Raw genomic sequence first — 26,718 nt, 5'->3', positions numbered from 1 at the left:
GTCCGACCTTTCACTTCAAGAGCTTGGCGTGCTTGCGCAGCTGGTTCACGTAGTCCTGTTTCTCCACCACCAGCGGGTACTGGTCGGCGTGATAGAGCCGCAGCCCGGCGTACAGGTCGGGCTGGCGGCCCTGGGTGGCGCGGTCGAAACGCTCGACCCGCACCGGGTCGTTCGCCTTGGCGCGCAGATATTCGGCGACCAACTCGGCCTGCTTCTCGTAGACGTCCCAGTGCGAGCCGATCGGGCGCACCATCCCGATCACGAACAAGTCGCGGGTGTGCGGCGGAAAGATGTTGAGATACAAACCCGGTCGCAGGCTGCCGTCGGCCCAGTTCAACAGAGTTCGGTCGACGACGGGGTAGTTCGGCACGAACCCGGTGGCCAGCACCACCAGGTCGACCTTCTCCTCGGTGCCGTCGGCGAACGTCACCCGGTCATCGTCGATCGATGTGACGTCGGGTTTGGGTGTGATGTCGCCGTGCGTGTAGTAGTGGTGCAACTGGTCGCCGAGCATCGGGATGACGATGCCCTCGGCGAAATCGGGCACCGGCAGCCCGAACGAGCGGGAGCGGCCGCGCAGATAGGAGAACAGCCGCTCGAAGGCCCGCTTGCGCAGCGGCCGCCACATCCGGCCCTGCAGCATGCTGTCGGTCGGGCGGCCCAGCATGTACTTGGGCATGCAGTAGAACCCGCGCCTGCTGCTGTGCAGGGTCAGCGCGGCGTTGACCGCGCAGTCGGACAGGATGTCGGCCGCCGACTGCCCGGCCCCGATCACCAGCACCCGCTTGCCGAGCACCTGTTCGGGATCGCGGTACTCGCTCGAATGCAGCACGGGCACCGTGCCCGAGCCGGGGATGTCGATGCGGCGCGGGGTGCGGTCGTGGCCGGTGGCGATGACGACTCCCGCGTAGCGTCGCTCGGATCCGTCGGCCAGCGTCACCGACCAGCCGTCATCGCCGGGCTCGACGTGCTGCACCGCGGTGTTGAACCGGATGCGCGGCCACAGCTCGAAAGCGTCGGCGTAGGCGTTGAGGTAGCGCAGCACGAGTTCGTGCCCGGGATAGTCGGGATAGTCATTGGGCATCGGAAAACCTGAAAACGCCTGCACCCCTTTGGAGGCGATCACGTGCGTGTTGCGGCTGACCGGCGAGTCCGGGCGCCGGGCGTCCCAGATCCCGCCGATACCGTCGGCCGCTTCGAGCACCTCGAAATCCAAGCCGTGCGCGGCGAATTCGCGTGCGGTCGCCAGACCGGCCGCGCCGGCGCCGATCACGCAATAGGTGCTCATGCCGCGGAGACCCGTTCCGTTCGCGGGGAGTCCTCTTGCGGCGGCGTTGCTTCCGGCTCGGTGCCTGCGCTCGCCCGCCAGGCCACGAAGAAGCAGGCCACGTAGATGATCGTCTGCGCCACCAGCGTGAAGTAGACGTTCTCGTTGTAGACCGCGATGATCAGCCAGGCCACCGTCAGCAGGGCGACGGTGCGTTTGCCGCCGCGCATCAGCCCCGCGTACACCGCCAGCATCCACACCGCGCCCACCGCGATGTACACCCACGGCCCGAAGGGCGCGCGGAACGACGCCAGCGTCAGCACCGCCAGCCAGATGGCCAGCTGCTCGGCGCGCACCCGCGGCCCTTCGGCCCCCGCCGACAGCCGCCGGTGGATGCGCACCGCGGTGACCGCCACCAGGATCAGCAGCAGCAAGGTGTAGACGTTGGTGATCAGGCGAGCGGGACCGACAGGATCGCCGATGTCCCAGCCCATGATGTTCGCCTTGTAGGGCAGCCCGAACGGCGAATAGTTGACCAGCTGATTGGCGCGTTCGACCAGCACGAACTGGTGGAACTCCCCGCTGGCCAGCCGCTTCCAGGTGCCGTCGGACAAGAACTGCCGCCACGGCTCCCAACCGAAGATCGCCAACGTCGCCAGTGAATACAGGCCGCCGAACACGGCCGTCCAGGCCGCGGGCCGCCAGCGCCGCTGGACCAGCAGATAGACCAGCAGAATCGCCGGGGACACCTTGGCGACGATCGCGAACGCCAGCGCCGCGCCGCCGAAGATGTTGCGCCGCAGATGGAAAAGCGCCATCGCGCCCGCACCGCCGACATACAGCACCAGCACGTGGACGTTGCCGATCTGCATGGTCGCCAGCGTCGGCAGGCTGATCCACACCACCGGGGTCAGCGCCGCCAGCACCCCGCCCTGCCTGCCGCCGATCCAGCGGGCGATGGCGAACATGGCCACCAGCACGATCGCCACGTACAGCGAGTAGTACAGCGCCCGCAGCGTGGCGAAGTCGTGGCTGAACAGCAGCAGCAATCGCGGCAGCAGCAGGAACGGCGGCGGGTAGAGGTAGGCGTCGCGATCCTGTGGTGTCACCGCGGGCAGGATCGAATCCGCCTGGGGCGACTCGTAGCGGTGACGGTCGTAGAGACCGGCCGGGTCATGTTCGGCCATGAGCGCGCCGCTGATGTAGCCGGACAGGTGGGTCTTCTTGACCAGGAAGTCGTCGTCGGCCGACAGCGAGGCGTCCACGTTGTCGGCGTCGAGGATGAACTGCGTCAACCGGGCCAGGACCGCGACGACGAGCACGATCACCAGGCTCCACAGCACCCGCACCACGATCGGTTTGCTGCGCACCACCTCCCGCCACTCGTCGGGCACCCTCGGCACGAACAGCACGAACAGCACCGCCGCGCACACGATGCCGAGCACGGCGGTCACGGGGCCCGGTAGGCCGGTGAGCGCGAGCACGATCATCACGACGGGGACGAGAATGCCGACCACGAACACCGCGTACATCGCGGCGTAGTAGTCGAGCGAACCACGGAACCTGGTCCATGTCCTGGATATCATCTGCAACCTACGGCTTTCGGTTCCCGCGCCGCCCGGTTCGGGCCGCGCGGACGGTCTATCTGGTCGCTGCTCCGGCGTGCTCGGCCAGCAGCGGAACAACCTGGGACACCACATCGCCCGGTGCGGGCGCGGCGCGCAGGTCGGCGCCGATCTGTTCGGCGGCGGCGCGGAAACGCGGCTCCCGCAGCAGCGTGCGGATCGCGGTGGTGAGCGCCTCGACGTCGCCTTGCCCGGCAGCGGTCTCTGCGGTCAGCCCGGCCCCGCTGCGCACCAGGCCCCTGGCGTAATCGAACTGGTCGAACATCTGTGGCAGCACCAACTGCGGCAGGCCGAACCAGCCTGCGGTGAGGCCGGTGGTCGAGCCGCCGTGATGCACGAGCAGATCGCAGCCCGGCAGGAAGAGGTTCAGCGGAACCTCTTCCACGACACGGACATGGCCGGGCAGTTCGCCGACCGTGGCCCGGTCCGGTGCCGAGAGCGCGACGACGACCTCGGCGTCGTCGACGGCGGCCAGCGCGGCGAGCACGGACTCCAGCGGCCGGGGACCGGTCAGGCCGAGCGTGCTGCCGCCCATGCAGACCGCGATCCGTTTGCGGCCGTGCTCGTTGCGGTGCCACGGCGGCAGCACGCCGGTGCCGTTGAACGGGACGTAGCCCAGCCGGATGCTCGGCGCGGCGTCGGGCGCTTGCAGCCGCGGCGGGCAGATGTCGAGCACGGCGACCGGATCGGCCAGCCGCGTGCCCGCCTCCTCGGCGAGTGCGGCGGTGCGGTCGGTGAAGGGACCGCCGGTGGGGTCGATGCCCCAGCGGTGCACCAGCACCGGCAGATCCAGTTGCGCGCCGAGCGCGCGGCCGATGGTGGCCAGCGGGTCGGTGAGGATCACCTCCGCGCCCCAGTCGGTGGCCACCGCGGCGAACGTCTCGAGGTACTGGCGGGCGTGGTTGTGCCAATTCTGCGCGGCGATCTGCCACAGGCCCTGTCCGCTGGACTGGTCGCGGTCGGCGAACAGCGGCAGCGGGAACATGCCTGGGTTCACCTGGGTACGCAACTGGTCCATCGGCACGTTCAGCGCGGTCACCTCGACGGCGTTGAGCCCCGAGCGCAGCGCGGTCGCCGTCACGTCGTCGCGCGAGGCGACCAGCACTTCGTGGCCCGCCTGGCGCAGCGCCCAGCAGAACGGCACCATCGCCAGCAGATGGCCCGACGAGGGCACCGGCACGACTAGAAACTTCATCCGATCACTCCTTCGGCTTCATCCACTCCATCGGATTGGTGTGCCGAGGCACCCATGATGGAGCCGATTGCTCGGCATTGCGGCGTTTTTCGATCACCACGATGTTGTGGTAGAAGTGCAGCGCGCCGATCCAGTCGTCGAAAGCGCCTGCCGCTCGGCCGGATTCCTTCTCGAATTCCTGGTGGTGCAGGGCGTCCACCAGGGTCTTCAGATAACCGATGGTGGTGGCCGGATCGTCGGTCGCGGTGCTGCTTCCGCCCCAGCCCGACCAGTAGGAGGTCTGCGTGTCCTCCACCACGTACAGTCCGCCCGGCCGCAGGTGGGCGAACAGCGCACCGAACGAGGCGATCACGTCGCCGCTGATGTGGCTGCCGTCGTCGATGATGATGTCGAACGGGCCGAGCGAGTCGCCGAGCCCGTCGAGGAACGCCGGATCGCCCTGATCGCCGCGCAGGGGTTGCAGGCGCGGCTCGGCGATGCCGGACTTGTCGAAGTAGTCCAGCCCGAACACCAGGCCGCGGCGGAAGTACTGCTTCCACATCCGCAGCGACGCGCCGCCGACGTCGGGGGCGGTGTATCCGCCGATGCCCAGTTCGAGGATGCGGATCCGGCTGTCGCGCAGCGGCGCGAAATGCCGCTCGTAGTGCTGGGTGTACCAGTGCCCGCCCCACTTGTCCGAACCGAAGTGCAGCGACAGCGCGTCGAGGTCGTAGTGGTGAGGACGGCAGGCGGTGACGATGCGGTCGGCGGCGACGGCGGCGGCGTCGCGGGCCAATCGCCACGGGTCGTCCGGCGCGAAACTGCCCGGCCCCGGCTCGTCCTTGATCGTGATGGCGCGGGTGCCCAGGGCGGCGTCGGGCGGTCCGTAGACCGCGCGCAGCAACTCCACCAGATCCTGGCGCACCACCAGCCACGGATCCTCCAGGGTGCCCGGCGCGATCGCGGGGTCGTCGGCGCCGAAGGTGACCAGGTAGTCCAGCTGTTTGCCCTCGTGGGTCAGCTCGAACACCGCGGTCACCGGTTGTCCAGGGCGCGCGCCGTAGCCCGCGCGCCAGGCGATCTCCTTCAGCACCGCGTCGGCGACGGTCTCGGTGCCGATCTCGCCGATCCGGGCGGCGGTCTCCTCGGGGACGCCGTCGGCGACGGAGATCAAGTGGGCGGCGAGAACGTTCTCGTCGTTCAGGGTCACGTCATCCATCCGTTCCGCCGGTGCGTACCGGCCTCGATTGCTCAGCAAGGCGCACGCCCTCGGCGACGAGCATGGCCCGCACCATGCCGTGGAAATCCACCGAAGGGCGCCACCCGGTCCGCGCGCGCAACTTCCTCGACTCACCCACTCGCGGTCGCCCGCCGCGGGTGAGCACCGAGGACCGTTCGCGGACATGGTCGTGCCAGTCCAGTCCGGCCATGCCGAACGCCGCCGCGCAGAACTGCGCGACCGTGTGGTGTTCGCCGGTGGCGACGACGAACTCCTCCGGCTCGTCGAGCGCCAGGATCCGCGTCATCGCCTCGACGTAGTCCGGCGCGTATCCCCAGTCGGCGCCCGCGTCCAGCCTGCCCACCTCCACCGCGCCGGTCTCACCGCGCTGGATCCGGGCGACGGCGCGCACGATCTTGCGGGTGACGAATTTCTCTGCACGCAGCGGAGATTCGTGGTTGAACAGGATGCCGGCCGCCGCGAAGACGCCGCGGGCACGGTAGGCGCGGCAGGCCAGCAGGCCGGCCGCTTTGGTCACCCCGTAGATGGAGTCCGGTCGCAGCCCGCTGTTCTCGTCGCACACCGCGTCGCCGTCGGAGCCGAAGACGTGCGACGAGGCCGCGTAGAAGAGGCGGGTGCCGGTGCGGTGGCGATCGATCGCCTCCGCGAAATGCTGCACCGGCAGCGTGTTCACGCGATGCGAGGCGCGGGCCAGCTCGTGCGGGTCGCCGTGGTCGTCCTGCGAGGAATGTTGCACCGCCGCCAGCAGGTAGACCTGCCGGGGGCGTTCGGCGGCGACGAGTTCCTCGACCGCGGCGGCGTCGGTGATGTCGACCGGGCCGTCGCGGCCGATGCGCAGCACGCGCTCGCCGCGCCCGGCGAGCAGGTCCGACAGCAGCGTGCCGTCCTGCCCGGCCGCGCCCGTGACGACGATGGTCATCTCACACCACGTCCAGTTCCGGCAGCGGGAACACCAACCGCCCGCCCGCCGCGCGGAAAGCGCTCTCCCGCTCCAGCATCATGGTGCGGAAATGCCAAGGCAGCACGAAGAACTGGTCGGGCGCCATGGCACGCGCCTGCTCCTCGGACACGATCGGGATCGCGCTGCCGGGGGTGAACTTGCCGAACTTGTCGTCGTTGACCTCCGCGATGCACGCCAGATCCTCCGGCCCGATCCCGCAGTGCTGCAGCACCACGTTGCCTTTCGTGGAGGCTCCGTACCCCAGCGTGCGCAGACCGGCCTTGCGGGAGCGGTCGAAGAACTCCCGGACCTGTTCGCGGTGCTGGTCGACCCGTTTGGCGAATTCCGCGTACGGCTGCGAGGTGTGCAACCCGAGCGCGGACTCCTCGTGGCGCATCCGATCCAGCGCGGCGGCGTCGGCAGGCGAGGCCACCCCTTGCTTGCCGAGTGTGAGTGCGAAGCTGCCGCCGTTGACGGTATTGCGTTCCACCTCGAGCACCACGAATCCGCACCGCCGCGCCATCCACTCGATCTGGTCGAGGGTGTAGTACTCGAGGTGCTCGTGACAGATGGTGTCGTAGGAGGTGGTGGCCAGCATCGCGGGCAGATAGCTCTGTTCGAGCACCCAGATGCCGTCGTCGGCGAGGCTGTCGTACACCGCGCGCATGAACTCCAGCGGGCGCGGGACGTCATAGAACATGGCGATCGAGGTGATCACCTTGGCCCGCCGCCCCTCGAGCACCGATTCGGCCAGCTCGTGGTCGAAGTAGCCGGTCACCAACCGCGCGTGCGGCGGATAGAACCGGCGGAACTTCTCCCCCAGCGGGTCGATGCCCAGAATCGTCGCCGACCCTTCCGGATAGGCGCGCAGCAACGTCGCGTCGTTGCTGCCGATGTCGATCACCACGTCGTCCGGTGACAGCGGCACCCGCTGCCGGATCCTGTCCACCCGGTGGGCGAGGTGCTCGATCATCGATCGATTCAGCCCGGAGCGGTATCCGTAGCCGGGGGAATACATTTCGCCGAAGTCCGCGGTGTGGCGCAACTGCACCAGCCCGCACTCCTCGCTGCCTTCGGGCACGCAGCGCACCAACTCCAAGGGGTAGCGCGGCACCTCGGTGGGATCGGTGGCCGGGAACACTCCCGTCAGCGCCATCGTGCCGAGGTCGACGACCGTTTCGAGCCGGGTGTTCCCGCACACCCGGCAGCCCTGCACCGCCACTGCTTGCGTCACGCGTTCTCCATATCGTGGGCGACCATCAACTCGACGAGTTCGGTGAAACTCGTCCGGGGCTGCCACCCGAGCTTCTCGCGCGCCTTGCTCGGGTCACCGGTGAGATGATGCACCTCTGCGGGGCGGAAATAGGTCGGATCGACCTCGACGAGCACTCGCGAGGTTCGCCGGTCGATCCCCTTCTCGGTCAATCCGGTTCCTTCCCAGATCAATTCGACACCGGTGGCGGCGAACGCGGTCTCGCACAGCTCGCGCACGCTGTGCGTCTCGCCGGTGGCGATCACGTAGTCGTCGGGTTCGGACTGTTGCAGCATGAGCCACATCGCCTCGACGTACTCCTTGGCGTATCCCCAGTCCCGGCGGGCGTCCAGGTTGCCGATGAACAACTTCTCCTGTTTGCCCTGCGCGATGCGCACTGCGCCCCTTGTCACCTTGCGGGTGACGAAAACCTCGCCGCGCCTAGGTGATTCGTGGTTGAACAAGGTGCCGTTGACCGTGTACATCCCGTAGGCCTCGCGGTGGTTGACCGTGATCCAGTACGCGTACAGCTTCGCCACCGCGTACGGCGAGCGCGGATGGAACGGTGTGCGCTCGCTGAGCGCCACGTCGTGCAGGCCGCCGTAGAGCTCCGAGGACGAAGCCTGGTAGAAGCGGGTCGCGATGCCGGTCTTGCGGATGGCGTCCAGGATGCGCAGTGTGCCGATCGCGTTGGTCTCCGCGGTGAACTCCGGGATCTGGAACGAGATGTGCACGTGCGACTGCGCGCCCAGGTTGTAGATCTCCGCCGGTCGTACGTCCTCCAGGATCCGGTTGAGACTGCTGGAATCCATCAGATCCCCGTAGTGCAGGAACAGCCGGCGTTGGGAATGGGTATCGGAATACAGGTGGTCTATGCGGTCGGTATTGAAATTCGACGCACGCCTGACAATCCCGTGCACCTCATATCCTTGCTGCAACAGGAATTCTGTCAGATAAGACCCGTCCTGGCCGGTGATGCCGGTTATCAGTGCCTTTCTCATCAAACCTCCAGCCCCGAGACTAACCGGTCGTCAAATGGCGGGCAATACCTATCTTTCGGTCGCCGCCGGTATTAGAATTCGATTGCATGAGCGCGGCCTCCGAAAAAACTCTGGTAATGATTCCGACGTACAACGAGCGTCGCAACGTGGGCCCGTTGCTCGCTCAGATCCTGGAACAGGGCTCCGATTTCGACGTCCTGTTCGTGGACGACAATTCCCCGGACGGCACCGGAGATCTGCTCGATGAGCTGGCCCGACAGCACGCGCCCCGCATCCATGTGCTGCACAGGGCGGGACGGCAGGGCGTGGGCTCCGCGCACCAGGCCGGTATCCGCTGGGCATACGCGCAGGGATATGCGCACATCATCACGATGGATTCCGATTTCGCGCATCCGCCGTCGTATCTTCCGGCATTGCGCGCCGCTTCCGACGGTTTCGACATCGTGGTCGGATCGCGCTATCTGAAAGAGGACAGCCTCGCCGACTGGACTCCCTTCCGCAAGGTCCTCACCCGGGTCGGGCATTTTCTCACCGTGACACTGCTGCGGATGCCCTACGATGCCACCGGCGCGTTCCGATACTACCGGTTGGACACGGTTCCGGTGGCGGCTTTCGATCGCGTTCGCTCGAACGGCTACTCCTTCTTCTTCGAAAGTCTCTACATCCTCGCCGCCAATGGTTTCCGGATCGAACAGGTGCCGATCCACGTCCTCAACCGCACCGCGGGCGCCTCCAAGATGCGCACCCGCGATGTCGCGACCAGCGTGCGTTTCCTGCTGGTGCTGTGCGCGGAGAAGTACCTGCGCCCCGGCAGGCATCGCGTCACCTCGCCCGCGCATCGCTGACCCTCCGCCCGGCCAGCCAGTCGATCACCGCCGCCGCCTCCGGCCAGTCCGGGCCGGTGGCGGTGGTCGGGAACTGGTCGTCGACAACATCTTTGGCGAACTGCGAGGACGAGCCCACCGCGTCGCGTACCTCCGCCAGCGTCACGGTGGTGCGTGCGCCGACCTCGCGCAGGCCGGTGTCCTCCAGGTGGGCGGCGATCCAGTCGGCGCACCAGTCCACCGGGGCGAAACTCTGCCGGGAGCGGCCGCTGGCGAACACCGGACGGTCGGCGGCCATGTCGGCCAGCACACCCTTGCGGTAGTCGCCGCCGTACATCGGGCCGAGCCGGACGACGAAAGTGTCGCGGCCGGAACACATTCGCTCAGCCTCCGCGCGATGGCGGCCGTAGACCGTGTCCAGCTGGGTCCGTGCGGAGATGCTGCTGATCTGCACGAACCGGTCCCAGCGCCACTGCTCGCGCAGCAGGCGCGTCTTGTCCACCGTCTCCCGGCGATCGTCACCGGGATGCTGCTCGGCCCAGAACCGCTTCGACGGGCAGGCGGCGTTGATCAGCACGTCGTAACGACCTGCTGTGCAGTGGGATTCGTGGTCGTCGCGCACCACGGGCACGACCTCCCATCGCCGCGTCCTGCCGAGCGCCTCCACCAGTGCGGCGCCCACGTATCCCGCTGCGCCGAGCACCGCCACCCGCATCCCGCTCATGCGAGGTCCTGCCCGGCACGGGCGGCCGCGCTGGTCGGCCGCACCGATATTCGGCCGCTCACGACTTGCCTTCCAAGGTGTGCGGCAGCGGCGCCACCTGCACGATCGGCGGATCGCACTCGTCCCACGGCTTGGTCAGCATCGCGACGAAGGTCAGCGGGGTGATCGAGTACACGGTGTGCATCACCCCGATCGGCGTGCGCGTGCAGATGCCCTTGCCCACATGGATGAACTCCTCCGGGCAGTCCGGATCCGCGTAGTCGTCCTTGGTCACCAGCACGCCGTTGCCCTCGACGAACAGCAGGTACTCGACGAAATGCGGGTGGTAGTGCAGGCCGCGCACCTTGCCGGGGTGCATGTAGATCAGGTTGAACTCGAGCAGGGGTTCCGGCGGGACCCAGGTGAAAATGCCACCGCGCCCGTCGCGGACGGTGTCGAGGTTGCACGACGGGGTGAGGACTTCGACCTTCATTACTGCATCCCTTCATCAGGCGGATACCGCGTCGGGGCGGACAGCGGCGAGCTTGTCCGCGAGCGAGTCGAGCAGCGCTGCCCGCTGCTCGACGAGAAAGAAGTGGCCGCCGGGCAGCAGCTCGGTGGAGCGCAGTCCAGGCAGGACGTCGCGCCAGGCCTCCAGCTGGGAGGCCGCGACCTGGCGGTCGTCGCGACCACCGAACAGGTGGGCCGGGCACGACGGCGCGGCGGCGGGTGTGAATCGGTAGTCGTCGAAGATCTCGAAGTCGCTGCGCAACGCGGGCAGGAACAGCGCCATCACCTCCGGGGTCTCGCGCACTTCCGGCGGTATGCCGCCGTAATGGCCTACCGCCGCGACGAACTCGTGGTCCGGTAGCTCCGACAACCGACCCGGCCTGGGGAGATGCGGGGCCACCGCGCCACCGAGGAACAACGCGCGTGGCGCGATCCCCTCGGGCAGGCGGCGGGCGACCTCGTAGGCGGCCAGCGCGCCGAGGCTGTGGCCGAAGAACGCGAACGGAAGATCGGTCAGCGGCAGCACCGCGGTCAACGCCGTCTCGACCAGATCGGTGAATCGCCGGATCGGCGTCTGCGCCAGATGCCGTTGGCGGGCAGGCAGTTCCAGAACGCACAGCTCGATCCAGTCGGGCAGCTGGCGCCGCCACGGCGTGTAGGCCGCCGCCTTGCCGCCGGCGAAGGGCCAGCAGAACAACCGCAGGCTCGGCGTCGCGGCGCTCTTGCGATGGATGGTCAGCCCTTGCGCCTCGCGAATCGGTTGCGCCGCAACCGCCGTCGGAGAGGTCATCGCAGCCGGAGCGGGTTCCGGTGCGACCGGCATAGCCGTTCTCGGTGTGACCGGCGCAGCCGCTGTCAGTGCGGCTGCCGAGGAAATCGCCGAGACCGTCTCAGCCGGAGCGGCTTGCGATAGGGGCAGCGCACGTACGTCAGCTACCGTCGCGATCCGGGTCACCGGGGCATCCAGCGTCGCGAAGAACTTCGACAGCGGTGCCGACGGGCCCACCTCGTAGCGGGGTGTGCCCGAGCGCAGCAACGCTCGCATGTTGGCCGTCCAGCGCACCGGGGCGGAGATCTGGCGGACCAGATGCTCGGCGAGGGTTTCGGGCCGATGGAACTCTCCGGTGTAGTTCGAGGTCACCGCGACCGCGCGCTCGGCCCGCGTGCGCGGTGCGCATTCGGCCAGATGTCCGGCGAACTCGTCCTCGATGCCGCGCATCCAGCGGGAGTGGAACGGCGCGCTGACCCGCAGCGGGACGAACCGCAGTTCCGGGAAGCGCTCGCCGAGCACGACACGGGCGGCCGCGACAGCGTCGCGTTCACCGCTGATGACCAGCTGATCGGTGGAATTGTCGTTGGCCACCTCGACGCCCGCCTCGGCCACCAGATCGGCCACCCCCGAGTCGGCGATGCCCGGCAGGATCAGCGCGGCCATCGCGCCCGCGCCCTCCGGCACCGCCCGCTGCATCAGCGCGCCGCGCGTGCGCACCAGCCGTACCCCGTCGGCGAGTTCGAAGACGCCCGCCGCGACCAGCGCGGCGTACTCGCCGAGACTGTGCCCGCCGAAAGCGACGGGCTGCCAGCCGGATTCGCTCACCAGCACCCGGTAGGCGGCGATCTCCATCGTCAGCACGCACGGCTGGGTGTACTCCGTGCGATGCAGTCGCGGATCCCGCTCGACGCAGATCCGCAGCAGGTCCTCGCCCACCGCGGCGCTCGCTTCGGCGAAAGTGTCTTGCGCGAGCGGGAATTCGGCGCAGAAATCCGCTCCCATCCCGGTGCGCTGCGCACCCTGCCCCGGGAAGACGATCGTGCAGCTCACCGCAGCACCTCCGCGGTCGGCTCGGCCCCGCGGGGTGCGGGGATGTAGCCCACCTCCGCGCAGTGCGCCAGGTACACCCGCACCAGATCCTCGGTCGGCGGGCAGTCGATGCCCGCCGCGCCGAGCACGCGGCGGGTGTAGGTGCAGTCGGCGTAGGAACTCTCCTCGTAGTGGATGGTGCCGAACAGTTCGATGCCGTACTTGAACATCTCCAGGGTCTGGCTGTCGTACACCTCGTCGGTGCCCAGCCGGTAGATCTGCCGGTCGGTGGCCCTGCGGTGGAATTCCTCCAGCGGCACCAACGCCACCTCGTACCCGGCACGCTGGACGTAGCGGACCACGTCGTAGTAGCGCCGGATGTCCGGATTGGTCAGGTGGTAAGTCTCGCGGTAGGTGGCGCGGCGCGTGGCGATGTGCACGATCGCGGCGCTGACGTAGTCGACCGGACTGATGTCCCAGTGCACCGGCGTCAGCATCGTCTCGCCGGTCTCGATCATCGTCTTGAGGATGTCGTAGTACGCTCCTTTGACGCTGACCTCGGAGAACGGGTACCGGCCGGTCCGGCTGTCGCCCATGATGTTGCCGGGGCGAACGATGTCCCACAGCAGTCCGCGTTCGCTCGCCTCCCGGATCAGCTTCTCCGACTCGTATTTGGTCTGCTGGTAGGGCAGATGGTCGTAGCCCTGACCCAGTTCGAGATCCCGCTCGGTGAACGGCGGGTTGTTGAAATTGAGCCGATCGCCCAGCGCGCTGAAACTCGACACGTACACCAGGTACTTGCCGCGCGAGCGCAACGCGAATTCCACCGCGCGACGGGTTCCTTCGACGTTGATCGGGGCCAGGGCGTCGTAGAAGGTGACCAAGGTGGTGCGGCCCGCGGCGTGGATGGTCAAGTCCACGTCGTCGGCCAGCCGCCGCCAGGTGACCTCGTCCAGGCCGAGCCGTTCGCTGGAGACGTCGCCGAGCACCGCGGTGACGCGCTGCGCGAACGCCTCGTCGAGGGTCGACTCCGGGTCGTAGGTGCTCAGGAAGTGCTTGATCCGACGCTCGGCCGCGGCCACGGTCTTGCCGCGCACCAGGCAGGTCACCCGGACGTCGGTGCGGGTGAGTAGATCGTGCAGCAGCTTGCCGCCCAGCACGCCGGTCACGCCGGTGATGAAGACCGACCGCACCGGGATCGGGACCTCTGTCGTCACCACGGGGATGTCCTGCTGGGCCGCTGTGGCCGCGGCGGCCACGGTCGGGCGCGGAGCGTCGTCGTGTGCCGTGCCGGAGATGATGCCTTCGGCCACCAGGTAGTGCGACAGCGACGCGATCGTCGGATGCAGCTCGGTCGATTCCGCCGGGATCTTGACGTCGTAGTGCTTCATCAGCCGGTTGAGCATCCGGACGGTGGCCACCGAGTCGAATCCGAAGTCGGCGAATTCCGCGTCGAGGTCGAGCTCGGCCGGGTCGGACTTGGTCAGATCGGCGAAGATCTCCCGGATGTGCTCGGCGAGACGGTCGCACAACTCGCTGTCGAATTCGTCACCGGAGGGCTCGGTGACGGCCGGTGCGGCGACTTCGGCGGTGGGCGTTTCGACCGGTTCCGGCGGTGCCGCAACGTCCTGAAGCGCTGTGCCGTTCGGTGAGTGCCCGTTGCGCTGCTCCGACTGCGGTGGCTCGATCTCCTGCGTGACCACCGTCTTCGCGACCACGTGCGGTGTTCGTCTGCGGTAGTCCTCGGGCACGATCCAGTACCTGCGCCGGGCGAACGGATAACCGGGCAGACCCACGATCCGGCCGAAGGGCTGCTCGTAGCCCTGTTCCCAGTCCACGGTCCATCCTCCTGCCCACAGTTCGGCGACTCGCGGCAGGTTGCCCGACCGCAGCAGGGCGCGCACTTCGGCGCGGTCGGCATCCGATTCGCCGGGCAGCTCGTCGAGGTCGCGGTGGGTGCGGGCCACGCCGCGGAAGACCAGCAGCCCCTCCGCCGGTGCGGGTGCGCCGGCATCGGCTGTGCTGTCGAGTAGTTCGACGAGTTCGGCCGTCGAGGTGGCGACCACCGCGAGGCGATGTTCGAACGGTGTCCGGCCGACGGCCAGCGTCCACGCCACATCGGGCAGCGCGAGCGGGTGATCGCGCAGCCGATCGGCGGTGCGGGCGGCCAGCTCCGCCAGTCGGTCGGCGTCGCGGGCGGACAACACCACGATCCTCGGCCGCCCATCTTCCGGCGTTGCCGCGACAGGCTCGGCGTCGGTGAGGATCATGTGGGCGTTGGAGCCTCCCGCGCCGAACGAGCTGACGGCGGTGACGCGTGGTGTGCCGTCGCCGGGGCGCGGCCAGGGTGTGGGCCGATCGATGACGTGGAACGGTGTCGCCGCGAAGTCGATTCCCGGGTTCGGTGGATCGCTGTGCAGGTTCGGCGCGATGGTGTCGTGGCGCAGTTGTAGCAGCGCTTTGACCACGCCCGCCGCGCCCGCCGCCGCCTCCAGATGTCCGACACTGGATTTCGCCGAGCCGATGCCGCAGTAGCCCTGCTCCGCTGTCGAGCGCCGATAGGCCTTGGTGAGGGCCGCGATCTCGATCGGGTCGCCCAGCGCGGTACCGGTGCCGTGGGCTTCCACGTAGCCGATGTCGGCCGCGTCGACGCGTGCCGCGGTCAGGGCTCGGCCGATGAGGTCGGCCTGGGCGACTGGGTTGGGGACGGTGAACCCGTTGGTGCGCCCGCCGTGGTTGACGGCGCTGCCCCGGATCACGCCGTAAACGCGGTCACCGTCGGCGCGTGCGTGCCGCAGCGGTTTGAGGACCAACGTGACCACACCCTCGCCCGGCACGTAGCCGTCGCCGCCCGCGCCGAACGTCCGGCAGCGGCCGTCGGTGGATGCCCAGCGGCCGTAGCCGAGCAGCAAGTACTTGCCGGGATGGATCGACACGTTGACCCCACCGGCCAGCGCGTAGGCCGCTTCGCCGCGGCGCAGACTCTCGCAGGCAAGATGCAGCGCGGTCAGCGACGCCGAGCACGCCGTGTCGACCGCGAGAGACGGGCCGGTGAAGCCGAAGTGGTAGGACACCCGATTCGCCACCGCGAAATACCCCGAGATCGGCACGCCGACGAACGCCTGGTACTCGGCGTAGCCGACCCCGGCGAAGACGCCGGCATCCGGCAGGCCGCGTGCGGCGGCGCTGCGGCGTACCCGATCGGGCGAGTAACCCGCGTCTTCCAGAGCCGCCCAGGAGGTTTCGAGGAACAGCCGTTGCTGCGGGTCCATCTCCTCGGCGTCTTTGGGGGTGATGCCGAAGAAGCGAGCGTCGAACTTGTCGACGTCGTCGATGAATCCGCCCCAGCGCGCGTAGGTGGTGCCCGGTTCGTCGGGATCGTCGGACAGGTATTCGCGGTGATCCCAGCGTTGCGGCGGCACCTCGACGATGCAGTCGCGACCGGCGACCAGGTTGGCCCAGAACTCCTCGATGTCCCCCGCCATCGGGAACTTGCCCGCCATGCCGATGACGGCGATGTCCTCGGCGTCGTCCGCGTCGTCGGCGGAATGCTCGGCGGGAGCGGTGGGCTCGGAGGCGACCGAGCCCACCGACGCGGGTGCGCCGCCGGATGCCGCGGTTGCGGTCGTCGTGTCGTCGGTGATGGCGGCCAGACGCGGCCCGTGCTCGTCGGCGAGGTAGCCCGCGAGGTCGCGGACGGTCTGGTATTCGAACATCAGCGTGCTCGGCATCGGTCCGAAGTCGGTTTCCAGCCGGTCGTTCATCTTGCTGATCAGCACCGAGTCGATGCCATAGTCCTGCAGCGGGATTCGGGTGCGGATCCGCTGCGGGTCGAGTCGGCAGTACTCGGCGAGCAGGCCTTTGAGGTAGGTCTCGGCGGACTGCCGTCGCTGCGTGGGGTCCGGCGGTGTGGGCTGGGCATGATCAGGCGCCGCAAGTCCACGAGCCCGATCGTCGGCAGCGTTCTGGAGCGCGCTGTTGTCCTGGAGCGCAGCGGCCGTCTGTGTCGCGGGCACCGACGAGCCTCCGACAGCTTGCGAGGATGTCGCGGGTCCATCGAGTGCCGTCTCGACCGTTGTCGTGCCGGATGCCACCGCTGCGGCGGTGCTGAGCTCGCGGGGCGCCGCGCCGGTCGATGGGGCTGCGGTGCGCTGCGTCGCGGCGAGGTCCTGGGCTTCGCCGACAACGGAGCTGTGCGACGGGCGCGCCGTGTGCTCGGACGAAGGGGCGCTCATGTCCGGTGCCCAGCACCGTTCCCGGTCGAACTCGTAGCCGGGCAGATGGATACGGCGCGCGGCCGGGTCGGCCCAGCCCGCATGTGAGACGTGCCCGCCCTCGACCCATTGCCGTGCCACCGCCTCCGGGTCGTCCAGCACGGTGGCAGTGTCGCGGTCCGCGGCGGGGGTGTCGGTCGTTCCGGTGTAGACCCCGGCAGGCCGGTCGCCGTCGGCGAAGGCGGCAAGCCGGGCCACGACCGCATCCACCGAATCCCCGACCACCGCGAGCCGATGCTCGAATTCGCTGCGCCCGGCCGCGAGCGTGCGCGCGACGTCGGCGAGCGACAGGTCCGGATGCGCCGTGAGCTGCCTGCGCAGCGTCCGCGCCATCCGCGACAGGCTCGTAGCGCTGCGCGCGGAGAGCACCACCACCTGCGGTATCCCGGGCCCCGCACGCCGTGCGGTCGCTACGGCCGGTGCGCCGTCGACCACCAGGTGCGCGTTGGTGCCGCTGAAACCGAAGGAACTGATCGCGGCTCGGCGTGGCGCGCCGTCCCAGGCCCGCAGTTCGGTGTTGACGAAGAACGGCGACTGCTCCAATCCGAGCAGCGGATTCACCGAAGCGACGTGCAGCGACGGCGGCACCTGTCCGGCGCGCATGGCCAGCAGCACCTTGAACAGGCTCGCCATGCCCGCGGCGTGCGAGGCGTGCCCGATGTTCGATTTCACCGATCCCACCGGGATGACGCCGACCGCGTCGGTGTAGCGGCGGAACGCCGCGGTGAGTGCCTCGAGTTCGATCGGGTCGCCCAACCGCGTTCCGGTGCCGTGCGTTTCGACGTAACCGATGGTGGACGGATCGATCCCGCCGTCGCGATACACCGCCAGTTCCAGTTCGGTCTGCGAACGAACGCTGGGTGCGGTGATGCCGTTGGTGCGGCCGTCGTGGTTGACGCCGATCCCGCGGATCACCCCGTGGATCGGGTCGCCGTCGCGTTCGGCGGCGGCCAACGGCTTGAGCACCACCACGCCGACACCCTCCGCGATCACGAAACCGTCGGCGTCGGCATCGAAACTCGCGCATCGCCCGCGTGGTGAGAGCATGCCCATCGATGAGGCGAGCAGGTGGTATTCGGGTGTCACGAACACCGCGACACCCCCGGCGAGCGCCAGCTCCGACTCCCCTGCGGTGAGACTGCGGCAGGCCTGGTGCAACGCGACCAGCGCCGAGGAACAAGCGGTGTCCAGACCGAGACACGGGCCGGTGAGATCCAGGTGATAGGCCACGCGGGCAGGCAGGATGGCCGGGCTGTTGCCGGTGAACACGTGATGGGAGCCGACCGTTCCGCGGTTGCGCAGCAGGGTGGCGTAGTCCGATCCGGGTGACCCGGCGAAAACGCCGCAGCGGGTGCGCCGCAACGACTTCGGGTCGATGGCGGCGTCTTCCAGGGCCAGCCAGCTGTGTTCCAGGAACAGCCGCTGCTGCGGGTCCATGTAATCGGCTTCGGCAGGCACTATGTCGAAGAACGCCGGATCGAACTCCTCGACGCCGTCGAGGAAGCCGCCCCACTTGGAGTAGGTCTTGCCCGGCGTCGCCAGGCCGGGACGGAAATGCTCGGCGATCGGCCAGCGTCCGGCGGGGATCTCGGTCACCGCGTCCCGCCCTGTGGCGAGATCGCGCCAGAACTCCTCGAGGTTCTCCGCGCCCGGGAACTGCCCGGACATGCCGATGATGGCGATGTCCATCGATGTTGACCTTTCGCTGGGCCGTGCGGGCGGCGCGGTGGCGGTTCGAGGAGCGGAAGCGCCTTGTTCGGCCATGTGCCTGCTGAGCAGCCGCACCGACGGATGGTCGAACACCACCGTGGGTCGCAGCGCCAAGTCGTAGCGGGCGTTGACTCGATCGATGATCTTCACCGCGAGAATGGAATCGACGCCGTAGTCCGACAGCGGCAGCTCCGCGCGCACCTCGCCGCGCCCGACACCGAGGCCCTCGGCGACGAGGGCGACGAGTTCGGCTTCCAGGGCGGCCGCACCACTCACGGTGGCCGGTTCCGCGTCCGGCCGCGCACCGGCGGGCGGGTTCTCGGTATCGGCGAGGCCGACTCGCGCGGTGGCGGGCTGCGCATCGGCCGGGGGTAAGGCGACAGCGGGCAGCGTGGTGGCGCTGACCGCGGCCAGCAACCGGAAACTCGGCTCCGGGTCCTCCGACAGGCCGGGACCCCAGGCGCGGATTTCAGAGAAACCCGCCGCGCTCATGGCGTCCCGCCACTGCGATTCGGACAGCAACGGCGAATACGGGAGACGCGCCTCGGGATCGCGATACGCGTGCCAGCCCTCCAGCAGGCCGAACGTCAGCGCGAGAACCTCGAGGTCGGCGGTCGCTTCGGTACAGGCGAGCACGCCACCGGGCGCGAGCAGCCGCCGGACGTTGCGCAACGTCGCGTCGATCGACCGCGTCGCGTGCAGGACGTTGGCGCAGATCACCAGATCGGCCTGGTGTGCGGGGAAGCCTTGCGCGATCGGATCCGTCTCGATGTCCAGCACGCCGAACCGCACGTTCGACCGCGTACCGAAGGTGCGTCGGCCGTGCGCGACGAAACTGTGCGATACGTCGGTGTAGTGATAGTCGAACGCGATCCCGCGTTCGGTGAGCGCGTCGAGCACCGCGTGCGTGGAACCGCCGGTGCCCGCGCCGACTTCCACGATCCGCACCGGCCGGGTCTCGCCATGCCGCTGCGCCACGTCCGACGCCAATCCGGCGAGCAATCCGTTGGTGAAGTCGTAGGCGGCGTTGCCGCGGTAGATCGCGCCGACCAGTTCGAGGTCCCCGCCGGGGAACAGCACCTCGGTCGCGGACATCTCGCCGCGCAGTACGCGCGGATAGGCGGCCAGGCAGGCATCGAGCAAGGCCACGTACGGTTCGGTCTCCGGGAAGCGCGCGAGCAGGTCGGCGCGCATCCCGCCGGTACCGGGTGGCGGACCAGGCACTTCGATCCGGTCGTCGTGCCATCGCACCAGCCCATGTCGCCGCAGGATATCCAGGCAGCTGGTGCGTAGCCGGTCGAATTCGGGCCGCACACCAAGGCGCGCGTCCAGCGACCGCGTGGTCCACTCCCCCGGCGTGAGCCCCATTCCGGCGAAGGTGGCGAACAGCAGCATCGCCGCGTAGCGGCCGAGTTCGGCCTTACCGGGCTCCACTGTGCCCGCGGGCTGGATGGACGCGTCGAACCGCTCCACCGCGGCATCGAACCCCGCACGCGGCGGTGCGATGATCCAGTAGTCGGTGCGCTCGAACGGATAGCCGGGAAGCGGAATTCGGCGCTGTGGCCCGCCGCGTCCACGCCAGTCGACATCGGCGCCCGCGACCCACTGCCTGGCCAGCTCTCGGTCGTCCGCCGCGGGCGCGTACAGCGGTGGCCGGGTGTGTGCGTCGACGCTGCCGGTGACCACGGGGCCGAGCTGGTCGGCGCCGAACTGATCGAGCGCGTCGGCCACCTCGAGCGGCGAGGACGCGACCACCGCGAGCCGGTGGGCCAGTGCGGGCCTGCCCACTTGCAAGGTGCGCACCGCGTCGAGGAAATCCGCGGGGTCGAGGGTGCGGAAGTGCCGTGCCATGATTTCGGCATAGCGGCGCAGCCGCTCCGGAGTGCGCGCGGACAGCACGAAGATCTCGGGTTCACCGGTGGCACCCGGACGCACTCGGTCGTCGATGAACTCCGCGAGCACCACGTGAGCGTTGGCGCCGCCCGCCCCGAAGGCGCTGATACCCGCGTGCCGCGCGACCGCGACGCCGTCGACGGTGCGGCGCGGCCAATCCTCCAGTTCACGCGGTAAGCGGAACGGCACCGAGTTGAACGCGATGGCCGGATTGACCTGTGCGGCATGCAATGTCGGCGCGATCCGGCCGTGACGCAGCTGCAACAGCACCCGGGTGAGACCCGCGACGCCCGCAGCCGCTTCCAGGTGGCCGATGTTCGACTTCGTCGACCCGAGTGCGCGGGAGCGGCCGCCGCCCGCCTTGCCGAAAGCGGCGGCCAGCCCGGCTATTTCGATCGGATCACCGAGCGGTGTCCCGGTTCCGTGCGCCTCGAGGTAGTCGATCGCGGCGGGGTCGACCCCGGCGGCGCGCAGGGCCTCGCCGATCACGTCGGCTTGCGCCCCTGGATGCGGCACGCTGTACCCGGAGGTCTGCCCGCCGTGATTCACCGCGCTGCCGAGGATCAGGCCGTGGATGGTGTCGCCGTCGGCGCGGGCGGCCGACAGCGGCTTCAGATACAGCGCCCCGACGCCTTCGCCGGGCACATAGCCGTCGGCGCTCGCGGCGAAGGGCCTGCACCGGCCACTCTCGGACATCATGCCCAGGCTGTGCAGCAGCAGGAATTTGTCCTCGTGCAGCAACAGGTTCACCCCGCCGACGAGCGCCGCGTCGCATTCGCCGTCGAGCAGGCTGCGCCGCGCCAGATGCAGTGCGGTCAGCGACGCCGAACACGCGGTGTCCACGGTGAGGCTCGGTCCACGCAGACCGAGGGTGTAGGAGGTGCGGTTCGCGATCGACGACGGGATCGAGGCCACCGCGACCGGATCGCCGTCGCGGCTGGCCGCCACTCCGAGCAGCCGGTAGTCGCTCCAGGTGGCGCCTACGAACACACCCACCCGGCGGTCGCGCACGGCCGGGTCGGTGTGGTGGTAGCCGGCGTGCTCGAGCGCCGCGTACGCCTGCTGCAGGAACAATCGCTCCTGCGGGTCAAGCAGCGGCGCCTGAACCGGCGGGATGCGGAAGAACTGGGGGTCGAAACCACCCACGTCACGCAGGAATCCGCCGGTCATCGGTGGCGCGCCGGGCGTGCCTCGGACGGAGGTGAGCCACCAGCGTTCGGCGGGGACCGGGCCGACCGCGTCGTGTCCGTCGCGCAGATTGCGCCAGAACTCCTCGATGTCCTCCGCGTCGGGGTAGCGGCCGCTGATTCCGACGATCGCGATGGGCTCCTCGACGGACTTGCGATGCTCGTCGACCGGCACGGTCGCGTGAGGCGCATCGCCCTGCGCGGATGGCGCGGCAGACGGTGCGGTTGCCGGTTGTAGTCGTGCTCGCAGGATGTCGCTGTGGCCCCATACCGCGGCCAGTTGTGCGCGGTGGAGCGTCGCGCAGGACAGCAGCAGGTCCAGTCCGGTCGCGGTGGGCAGCAGTCCCACACCGGCGCGCCGCAGCGCGGCGATCTGCTCGGCGGGCGGACGCATGCCGCCTTCGGCCCACAGCGGCCAGCCGATGCTGATCGTCCTGCTTCCGGCTCGGTCGCGTTGTTCGGCGAAGACGTCGAGATAGCGGTTGGCCGCCGCGTAATCGGCTTGCCCCGGGTTGCCCAGCACCGCGGAGACCGAGGAGAACAACACGGTCAGGCGGGTCTCCGGCAGCGCCCGCGTCAAGTGCTCGACGCCGTAGATCTTCGGTGCGAGAACGGTTCTCGCGTCGTCGCGGCTGCTGCCGGACAGCAGTCCGTCGCGCAACTGACCCGCACCGTGGTAGAGCACGTCGACCGGCCCGAAGGTGGCGTGGGCGATCGCGGCGACGCGTTCGGCGTCGGCCGCGACCGACACGTCGGCGCGCACGTGTACGGCTTCCGCGCCGAGTTCGCCGAGCTCGGCCAGCAGTCCCGCGGCCGACGCGTCGAGCGGACGGCGCGATACCAGCACCAGCCGTGCGCTGTACTCGGCGGCGAGGCGGCGGGCCAGGTGACGGGCGATCCCACCGAATCCGCCGGTGACGACGACCACCGATCCCGTGCGCAGCACCGCGTCGCCGGAACTCGGCGTGGCATCGGTGAGCGGGCGGGTCCGGCGGATCCGGCGTTCTGCGCCGTGGTAGCGGATCTCGGTGGCGGGGTCGCGTTCGTCGATGCCCAGCTCCGTGGCCACGATGTCGTCGATCGGACGGGCGGGGTCGCGTTGGATGGCCCGCAGCAACGGTTGCGGCTGCTCGAGCCGCAGTGTGCGGGCCGCACCGCCCAGGAGGGCGCAACTCGATTCACCCGCGGGTGTCGCCGGTGTGAGAGCCAGCACCAGGCGCACCGGCGGTTCGGACACTCCCGCGACCGCGCGCAGCAGATCGCGCAGCGGCAGGTACACCCGTTCGATCAGCGCCTGCGGGTCACTGTCTGTCGTCGTTTCGGGCCACAGGTACACCGCGGCGTCGAAGCGCAGCCGCCGGGCCGTCAGCTGGTCGACCAGCAACTCCATGTGCCGTGCGTCCGCCGGGTCGACGACGAAAGCGTCTGTACCGGAGACGAACTCGCCACCGGGACGGACCCGGATGACAGTCGCGGCCGCGCCGTGCGGGTAAGGGTGCTCGGCGGTATCGAAGACGAGCAGGCTGGTGGGTTCCCGACGCGTATGCGCGGTGGTGTCGGGCTCCCAGTCGAACCCGAAAACGACGAGGTCGTCTGCCACTACGGATTCCGGCGACGCGACCTGGTCAACTGTCGGCGGGCCCGCCACCTCGGCGACCACGGTGGATTCAACGGGCACGGTGTCCGGGGCCGACGTGGCGGGGCGATACTTCGCGCCGACGGTGTCGGCGAGATGTCCGGCGAGCGCGTCGATGGTCTGGTACTCGAACAGCAGCGTCGGATACAGCGGCTCGCCGACCCTCGCCTCCAACTCGGCGGTCAGCCGCAGTAGACGACCGGAATCCAATCCGAGCTCGTAGAACCCGACGTCGGTGGCGATCCCCGCGGCGTCGGCGCCGAGTTCACCGGCCACGAGAGCGGCCAGATCGGCGGTGATCACCGCACGCGGATCACCTGAGGCCACCGGCACAGTCGTCGGTCGCGGCGTGGCTTGTCCCGTGGGTGCTGCCTGCGGCCGCGTCAGCAACCGCTGGATATCAGCGCTGCCACGCACACGCTTGGACGTCAGCCGATACCGCGCCACCGGCGCTCCGTCTTGGTCGTAGAGCGCCACATCGGCTTCGAGCAGGTCCCCGCCGTGCCCGCCACCGCGGACCGCCGCTCGCACGAGCACCTCCTCGGGCGTCGCGCGCCAGGCGCGGACGTCGCCGAAGAAGATGGGGATGAACGCGCTGTCGTCGTCCACGCCGAGCCGCTGCGGATCGATGAACGGCACGATCGTGGAGGCGTCGAGGAACGTGGGGTGCAGCAGGAAGCCGGGCAGATGCGCCGCGGCCTCCGCACCGAGACCAAGCGTCGCGGTGACCACATCGTCGCGGCGGGCGAAATGTCCGGTGGCGCGCATGAATTCGCGATGATCGATACCGCGGCCGCCGGTCTGGGCGTACAGCTCCGCCATGCCGCGCGCACGCGACGCCGCCCGGAACTCGGCCGCATCGATCCCCGGCGGCTGATCGGAGGAAGCAGACCGCACCACAACGCATTCCGCGACAGGCTCGATCGCGCCGACCGGCACGCCTTTCGCGTCCAGGCTCTGGACGTCGATGGCGATCCGGCCGGTCGGACGATCCACGCGGAACGCGATGCGCACCGCGCCGTCGTCGGCGAGGGCGACCGGACGCTGGAACAACGCCTCTCGGATCGTCAGCTCGCCGGGCCGGTACCCCGCCGCCATCGCCGCGCGCAGGATCATGTCGAGATACACCACGCCCGGCAGGATCCGCACACCGTGCACGCGATGGTCGCGCACCACCGGGTCCTCGGCGCGCAGGGTGGTGGCGAAGCTGTCCAATTCGATCCCGCTCATCGCAGCGGCTCCACCTGGAGGAACGACGGTGCGGGCGCGCTGATCGGCACCACGATCCGCGGCGCGGGCTCCGTCGATGTGCTGGGAACCGTTTTCGGCAGCATGAAGCTCCTCTTGCGGAAGGCGGGTGGATCCAGGGGGTGGCGTGTCGGACGGTGCCCATCGGGCGCCTGCTCGACGAGGAGGTGGGCATTGGTGCCGCCGAAGCCGAACGAGCTGACGCCCGCCGCGCGGGGCCTGCCGTCGGCCGGCTGCCACGGGCGCAGTTCTCGGTTGACCTGCAGCGGCGATCCGGCGAACTGGAATCGCGGATTGAGGTTGTCGCAGTGCAGCGACGGCGGCAGCGCCGCGTGGTGCACGGCCAGGATCGTCTTGACCGCCCCGGCGATGCCCGCCGCGGACAGCAGGTGCCCGATATTGGTTTTCACGCTGCCGACCGCGCACGGCTCCGGGCCGCGCGACCGGTCGCCCAGCACGGTCGCCAACCCCTTCAGTTCGATGGGGTCGCCGATCATGGTGCCGGTGCCGTGCGCCTCCAGATACGACAGCGCGTCCGGGGACATGCCCGCCACTTCGAGCGCCGCGGTGACCACCTCGATCTGCGCCCGCATGTTGGGTGTGGTGATGCCCATCGTGTGCCCGTCGTTGCCGATCGCCGAGCCGCGCAGCACCGCGTAGACCCGATCGCCGTCGGCGAGCGCGTCGTCCAGCCGCTTGAGCATCAGCAGCGCCGCGCCCTCGCCCGGCACGAAACCGTCGGCGTCCTCGGAGAACGTCGCGCACCGCCCGTTCGGCGAGAGCACACCCGCCGCCGACAACGTGACGAACAGCATCTCGTCGAGCAGCACTTCCACCCCACCGGCCAGCGCCGCGTCGACCTCGCCCGCCCGCAACGCCTGGCAGGCCAGATGCACCGACAGCAACGACGACGAGCACGCGCTGTCGAGCACGACATTGCCCGCGTGCCAGTCGAAGAAGTCCGAGATGCGCGCGGCGATGAAGTTCTGCCCGATGCCGATGATGGTGTGCCGGTCGGCGACCGGGATGCGGTTGAAGTAATTCGCCGCCCTGCTGCCGGCGTAGACGCCGACTCGCTTGCCCGCCAACTCTTCGCGCCGGTATCCGGCGTCGGTGGTGGCCAGCACCGACGTCTCGAGCAGCAGCCGCTGCAACGGGTCCATCTGCCAAGCGAGCTCGTCGGTGACCCCGAAATACTGCGGATCGAACAGATCGACACCGTCGACGAACCCGCCCCATTTGCTGTTGGTCAGACCGGGCCCGCCGCCAGGGCGGTAGAACCGGGCGGGATCCCAGCGAGCCGGGTCCACCTCCCGGATGCCGGAGGCGCCCGTGGCGAGCAAGCGCCAGAACGCGTCCGGAGTGTCGCCGCCCGGAAGGCGGCAACCGATGCCGACCACGGCGATGGGCTCGGCTGCCCGGCCACGGCGGGCGTCGGCCGCCCAGGTGGCCGCACCGGGACGGTATGTCCCGCTGTCGGGTGTGCGTTGATGATCAGCCGATGGCCGCTGCGGATCGGCCGGTGGATCCGGCGGCGCTTCGGGCGCGAAACGTTCCGGGAACTGCTCGGTCAACAGGCCCGCCAAGTCGTTCAGGGTCGGGAACTCCAGTACCAGCGCCGGGTCGAAGGGCGCGTCGACGACCTGCTCGATCCGGCGCACCGCCGAGGCGATCAAGACCGAATCCGCGCCGTACTCCTCGAACCGTTTGTCGCCCTCGAAGCGGGCGGGGGCCAATTTCAGTTCGTCGGAGAAGATGCGCAGCAATTCCTGATACGCCGCCGCGGAGCCGTTCGCCGCCGTGGGCCGCGCGGTCGGCACGGGCGCCGACTCTGCTGCAGGTCGATTCGTCTGTGTCGAAAGATGAAGTGCCGCACCGTGGTAGGGCAAGACTACCGGGGCGGATAGACCCAGTGCCGCGTCGAGTAGTTCGAATCCTTCTGCGGCGCTGAGGGTGGGCAGGCCGGTGGCGCGGTAGGCCGCGCTGGTCACCTCGCCGAACCCGGTGTCACGGAACGACGGCCAATTGATCGACCGGAACCAGTGTCGTCCCAGGGCGTGCTGGGCCTCGGCGAAGCGGTCGAGGTGCGCGTTGGCCATCGCGTAGTCCGACAGGCCCACCGACAAGCCGGGCAGCACGGCCGACACCGAGGAGAACAAGACGAAGAAGTCGGGACGGTCGGCGGCCAAGACGTCGGCGAGGACCGCGGTGCCCGCCAATTTGGGCGCGAGCACGGTCGCGACGGCGTCGCCGGTCTTGCGCACGAACGCCGGGCTCTCCGCGGATACGCTTCCCGCGCAGTGCAGCACGCCCCCGATCGGGCCCAGCTCGTTGCGCACTCGATCGAAGAAGCCGGACAACCCCGCCTCGTCGGTGAGGCTGCCGAAGTAGGTGCGCACGGCGACGCCGCGGTCACGCAACTGCACCAGCCGC

Annotated in this window: 13 protein-coding genes (1 of these 13 only partly in view); 1 reads left to right on the top strand and 12 read right to left on the bottom strand. The window is 69.3% G+C overall.

The annotated features are described in order from the left end of the window. Window positions 1-10: 10 nt before the first annotated feature. The 7 genes from ACL03I_RS20350 to gmd are packed head-to-tail and all read right to left on the bottom strand — an operon-like array spanning window position 11 to window position 8,499. Complete coding sequence (locus ACL03I_RS20350; RefSeq protein WP_412806699.1) at window positions 11-1,288, bottom strand: flavin-containing monooxygenase; 1,278 nt, start codon at window positions 1,286-1,288, stop codon at window positions 11-13. Beyond that, the gene (locus ACL03I_RS20345) at window positions 1,285-2,853 is read right to left on the bottom strand and encodes a glycosyltransferase family 87 protein (protein WP_355077962.1); all 1,569 of its coding nucleotides are present in this window, start codon (window positions 2,851-2,853) and stop codon (window positions 1,285-1,287) included. Before ACL03I_RS20345 ends, ACL03I_RS20350 begins: the two co-directional genes overlap by 4 nt. Before the next feature lie 55 nt (window positions 2,854-2,908). Beyond that, window positions 2,909-4,087 (bottom strand): nucleotide disphospho-sugar-binding domain-containing protein, encoded by a 1,179-nt coding sequence (locus tag ACL03I_RS20340; protein ID WP_356966198.1) that lies wholly within the window; start codon window positions 4,085-4,087, stop codon window positions 2,909-2,911. 4 nt (window positions 4,088-4,091) lie between these two features. After that, window positions 4,092-5,276 carry a class I SAM-dependent methyltransferase gene (locus tag ACL03I_RS20335; protein WP_355077960.1) on the bottom strand — a complete coding sequence of 395 codons (1,185 nt, stop codon included), beginning with the start codon at window positions 5,274-5,276 and terminating at the stop codon, window positions 4,092-4,094. A gap of 1 nt (window position 5,277) precedes the next feature. Continuing rightward, window positions 5,278-6,225: a GDP-mannose 4,6-dehydratase gene (locus ACL03I_RS20330; protein WP_412806698.1), complete on the bottom strand. Its 948-nt coding sequence runs from the start codon at window positions 6,223-6,225 to the stop codon at window positions 5,278-5,280. A 1-nt stretch (window position 6,226) separates the two neighbouring features. After that, a complete protein-coding gene (locus tag ACL03I_RS20325) occupies window positions 6,227-7,480 on the bottom strand; it encodes a class I SAM-dependent methyltransferase (RefSeq protein ID WP_412806697.1) in 1,254 nt (417 codons plus the stop codon). After that, window positions 7,477-8,499 carry a GDP-mannose 4,6-dehydratase gene (gene gmd, locus ACL03I_RS20320; protein ID WP_355077957.1) on the bottom strand — a complete coding sequence of 341 codons (1,023 nt, stop codon included), beginning with the start codon at window positions 8,497-8,499 and terminating at the stop codon, window positions 7,477-7,479. The genes ACL03I_RS20325 and gmd overlap by 4 nt, the downstream gene beginning before the upstream one ends. Before the next feature lie 116 nt (window positions 8,500-8,615). Here gmd and ACL03I_RS20315 point away from each other — a divergent pair, with 116 nt between their 5' ends. After that, the gene (locus ACL03I_RS20315) at window positions 8,616-9,344 is read left to right on the top strand and encodes a polyprenol monophosphomannose synthase (RefSeq protein ID WP_412806696.1); all 729 of its coding nucleotides are present in this window, start codon (window positions 8,616-8,618) and stop codon (window positions 9,342-9,344) included. On the opposite strand, the gene ACL03I_RS20310 is transcribed toward ACL03I_RS20315, so the two are convergent. The 5 genes in view from ACL03I_RS20310 to ACL03I_RS20290 are tightly spaced (at most 58 nt apart) and all read right to left on the bottom strand, a layout consistent with a single transcriptional unit that may run on beyond the window. Further along, a complete protein-coding gene (locus ACL03I_RS20310; protein ID WP_356966207.1) occupies window positions 9,322-10,047 on the bottom strand; it encodes an NAD-dependent epimerase/dehydratase family protein in 726 nt (241 codons plus the stop codon). The two genes, ACL03I_RS20315 and ACL03I_RS20310, sit on opposite strands and share 23 nt — an antisense overlap. Before the next feature lie 58 nt (window positions 10,048-10,105). After that, window positions 10,106-10,519 carry a cupin domain-containing protein gene (locus tag ACL03I_RS20305; protein WP_355077954.1) on the bottom strand — a complete coding sequence of 138 codons (414 nt, stop codon included), beginning with the start codon at window positions 10,517-10,519 and terminating at the stop codon, window positions 10,106-10,108. A gap of 15 nt (window positions 10,520-10,534) precedes the next feature. Then, the gene (locus ACL03I_RS20300; RefSeq protein ID WP_412806695.1) at window positions 10,535-12,358 is read right to left on the bottom strand and encodes a thioesterase domain-containing protein; all 1,824 of its coding nucleotides are present in this window, start codon (window positions 12,356-12,358) and stop codon (window positions 10,535-10,537) included. Next, the gene (locus ACL03I_RS20295; protein ID WP_412806694.1) at window positions 12,355-24,267 is read right to left on the bottom strand and encodes a thioester reductase domain-containing protein; all 11,913 of its coding nucleotides are present in this window, start codon (window positions 24,265-24,267) and stop codon (window positions 12,355-12,357) included. The genes ACL03I_RS20300 and ACL03I_RS20295 overlap by 4 nt, the downstream gene beginning before the upstream one ends. Beyond that, window positions 24,264-26,718: the end of an SDR family NAD(P)-dependent oxidoreductase gene (locus ACL03I_RS20290; RefSeq protein ID WP_412806693.1), read on the bottom strand. The gene runs 19,298 nt beyond the window's last position; 2,455 of the gene's 21,753 nt are visible here — the last part of the coding sequence; its start codon lies off the right edge, out of view; its stop codon occupies window positions 24,264-24,266. Before ACL03I_RS20290 ends, ACL03I_RS20295 begins: the two co-directional genes overlap by 4 nt.

It is taken from the genome of Nocardia sichangensis (assembly GCF_047200615.1).
Taxonomy (GTDB): Bacteria; Actinomycetota; Actinomycetes; order Mycobacteriales; family Mycobacteriaceae; genus Nocardia; species Nocardia sichangensis.
This window is presented reverse-complemented; position numbering and strand designations above follow the sequence as displayed.

Bases quoted from the DNA above. Each gene is read 5' to 3' on its own strand.
- ACL03I_RS20350 (WP_412806699.1), bottom strand. From the start codon at position 1,288: ATGAGCACCTATTGCGTGATCGGCGCCGGCGCGGCCGGTCTGGCGACC.
- ACL03I_RS20345 (WP_355077962.1), bottom strand. From the start codon at position 2,853: ATGATATCCAGGACATGGACCAGGTTCCGTGGTTCGCTCGACTACTAC.
- ACL03I_RS20340 (WP_356966198.1), bottom strand. From the start codon at position 4,087: ATGAAGTTTCTAGTCGTGCCGGTGCCCTCGTCGGGCCATCTGCTGGCG.
- ACL03I_RS20330 (WP_412806698.1), bottom strand. From the start codon at position 6,225: ATGACCATCGTCGTCACGGGCGCGGCCGGGCAGGACGGCACGCTGCTG.
- gmd (WP_355077957.1), bottom strand. From the start codon at position 8,499: ATGAGAAAGGCACTGATAACCGGCATCACCGGCCAGGACGGGTCTTAT.
- ACL03I_RS20315 (WP_412806696.1), top strand. From the start codon at position 8,616: ATGATTCCGACGTACAACGAGCGTCGCAACGTGGGCCCGTTGCTCGCT.
- ACL03I_RS20310 (WP_356966207.1), bottom strand. From the start codon at position 10,047: ATGAGCGGGATGCGGGTGGCGGTGCTCGGCGCAGCGGGATACGTGGGC.
- ACL03I_RS20305 (WP_355077954.1), bottom strand. From the start codon at position 10,519: ATGAAGGTCGAAGTCCTCACCCCGTCGTGCAACCTCGACACCGTCCGC.
- ACL03I_RS20295 (WP_412806694.1), bottom strand. From the start codon at position 24,267: ATGAGCGGGATCGAATTGGACAGCTTCGCCACCACCCTGCGCGCCGAG.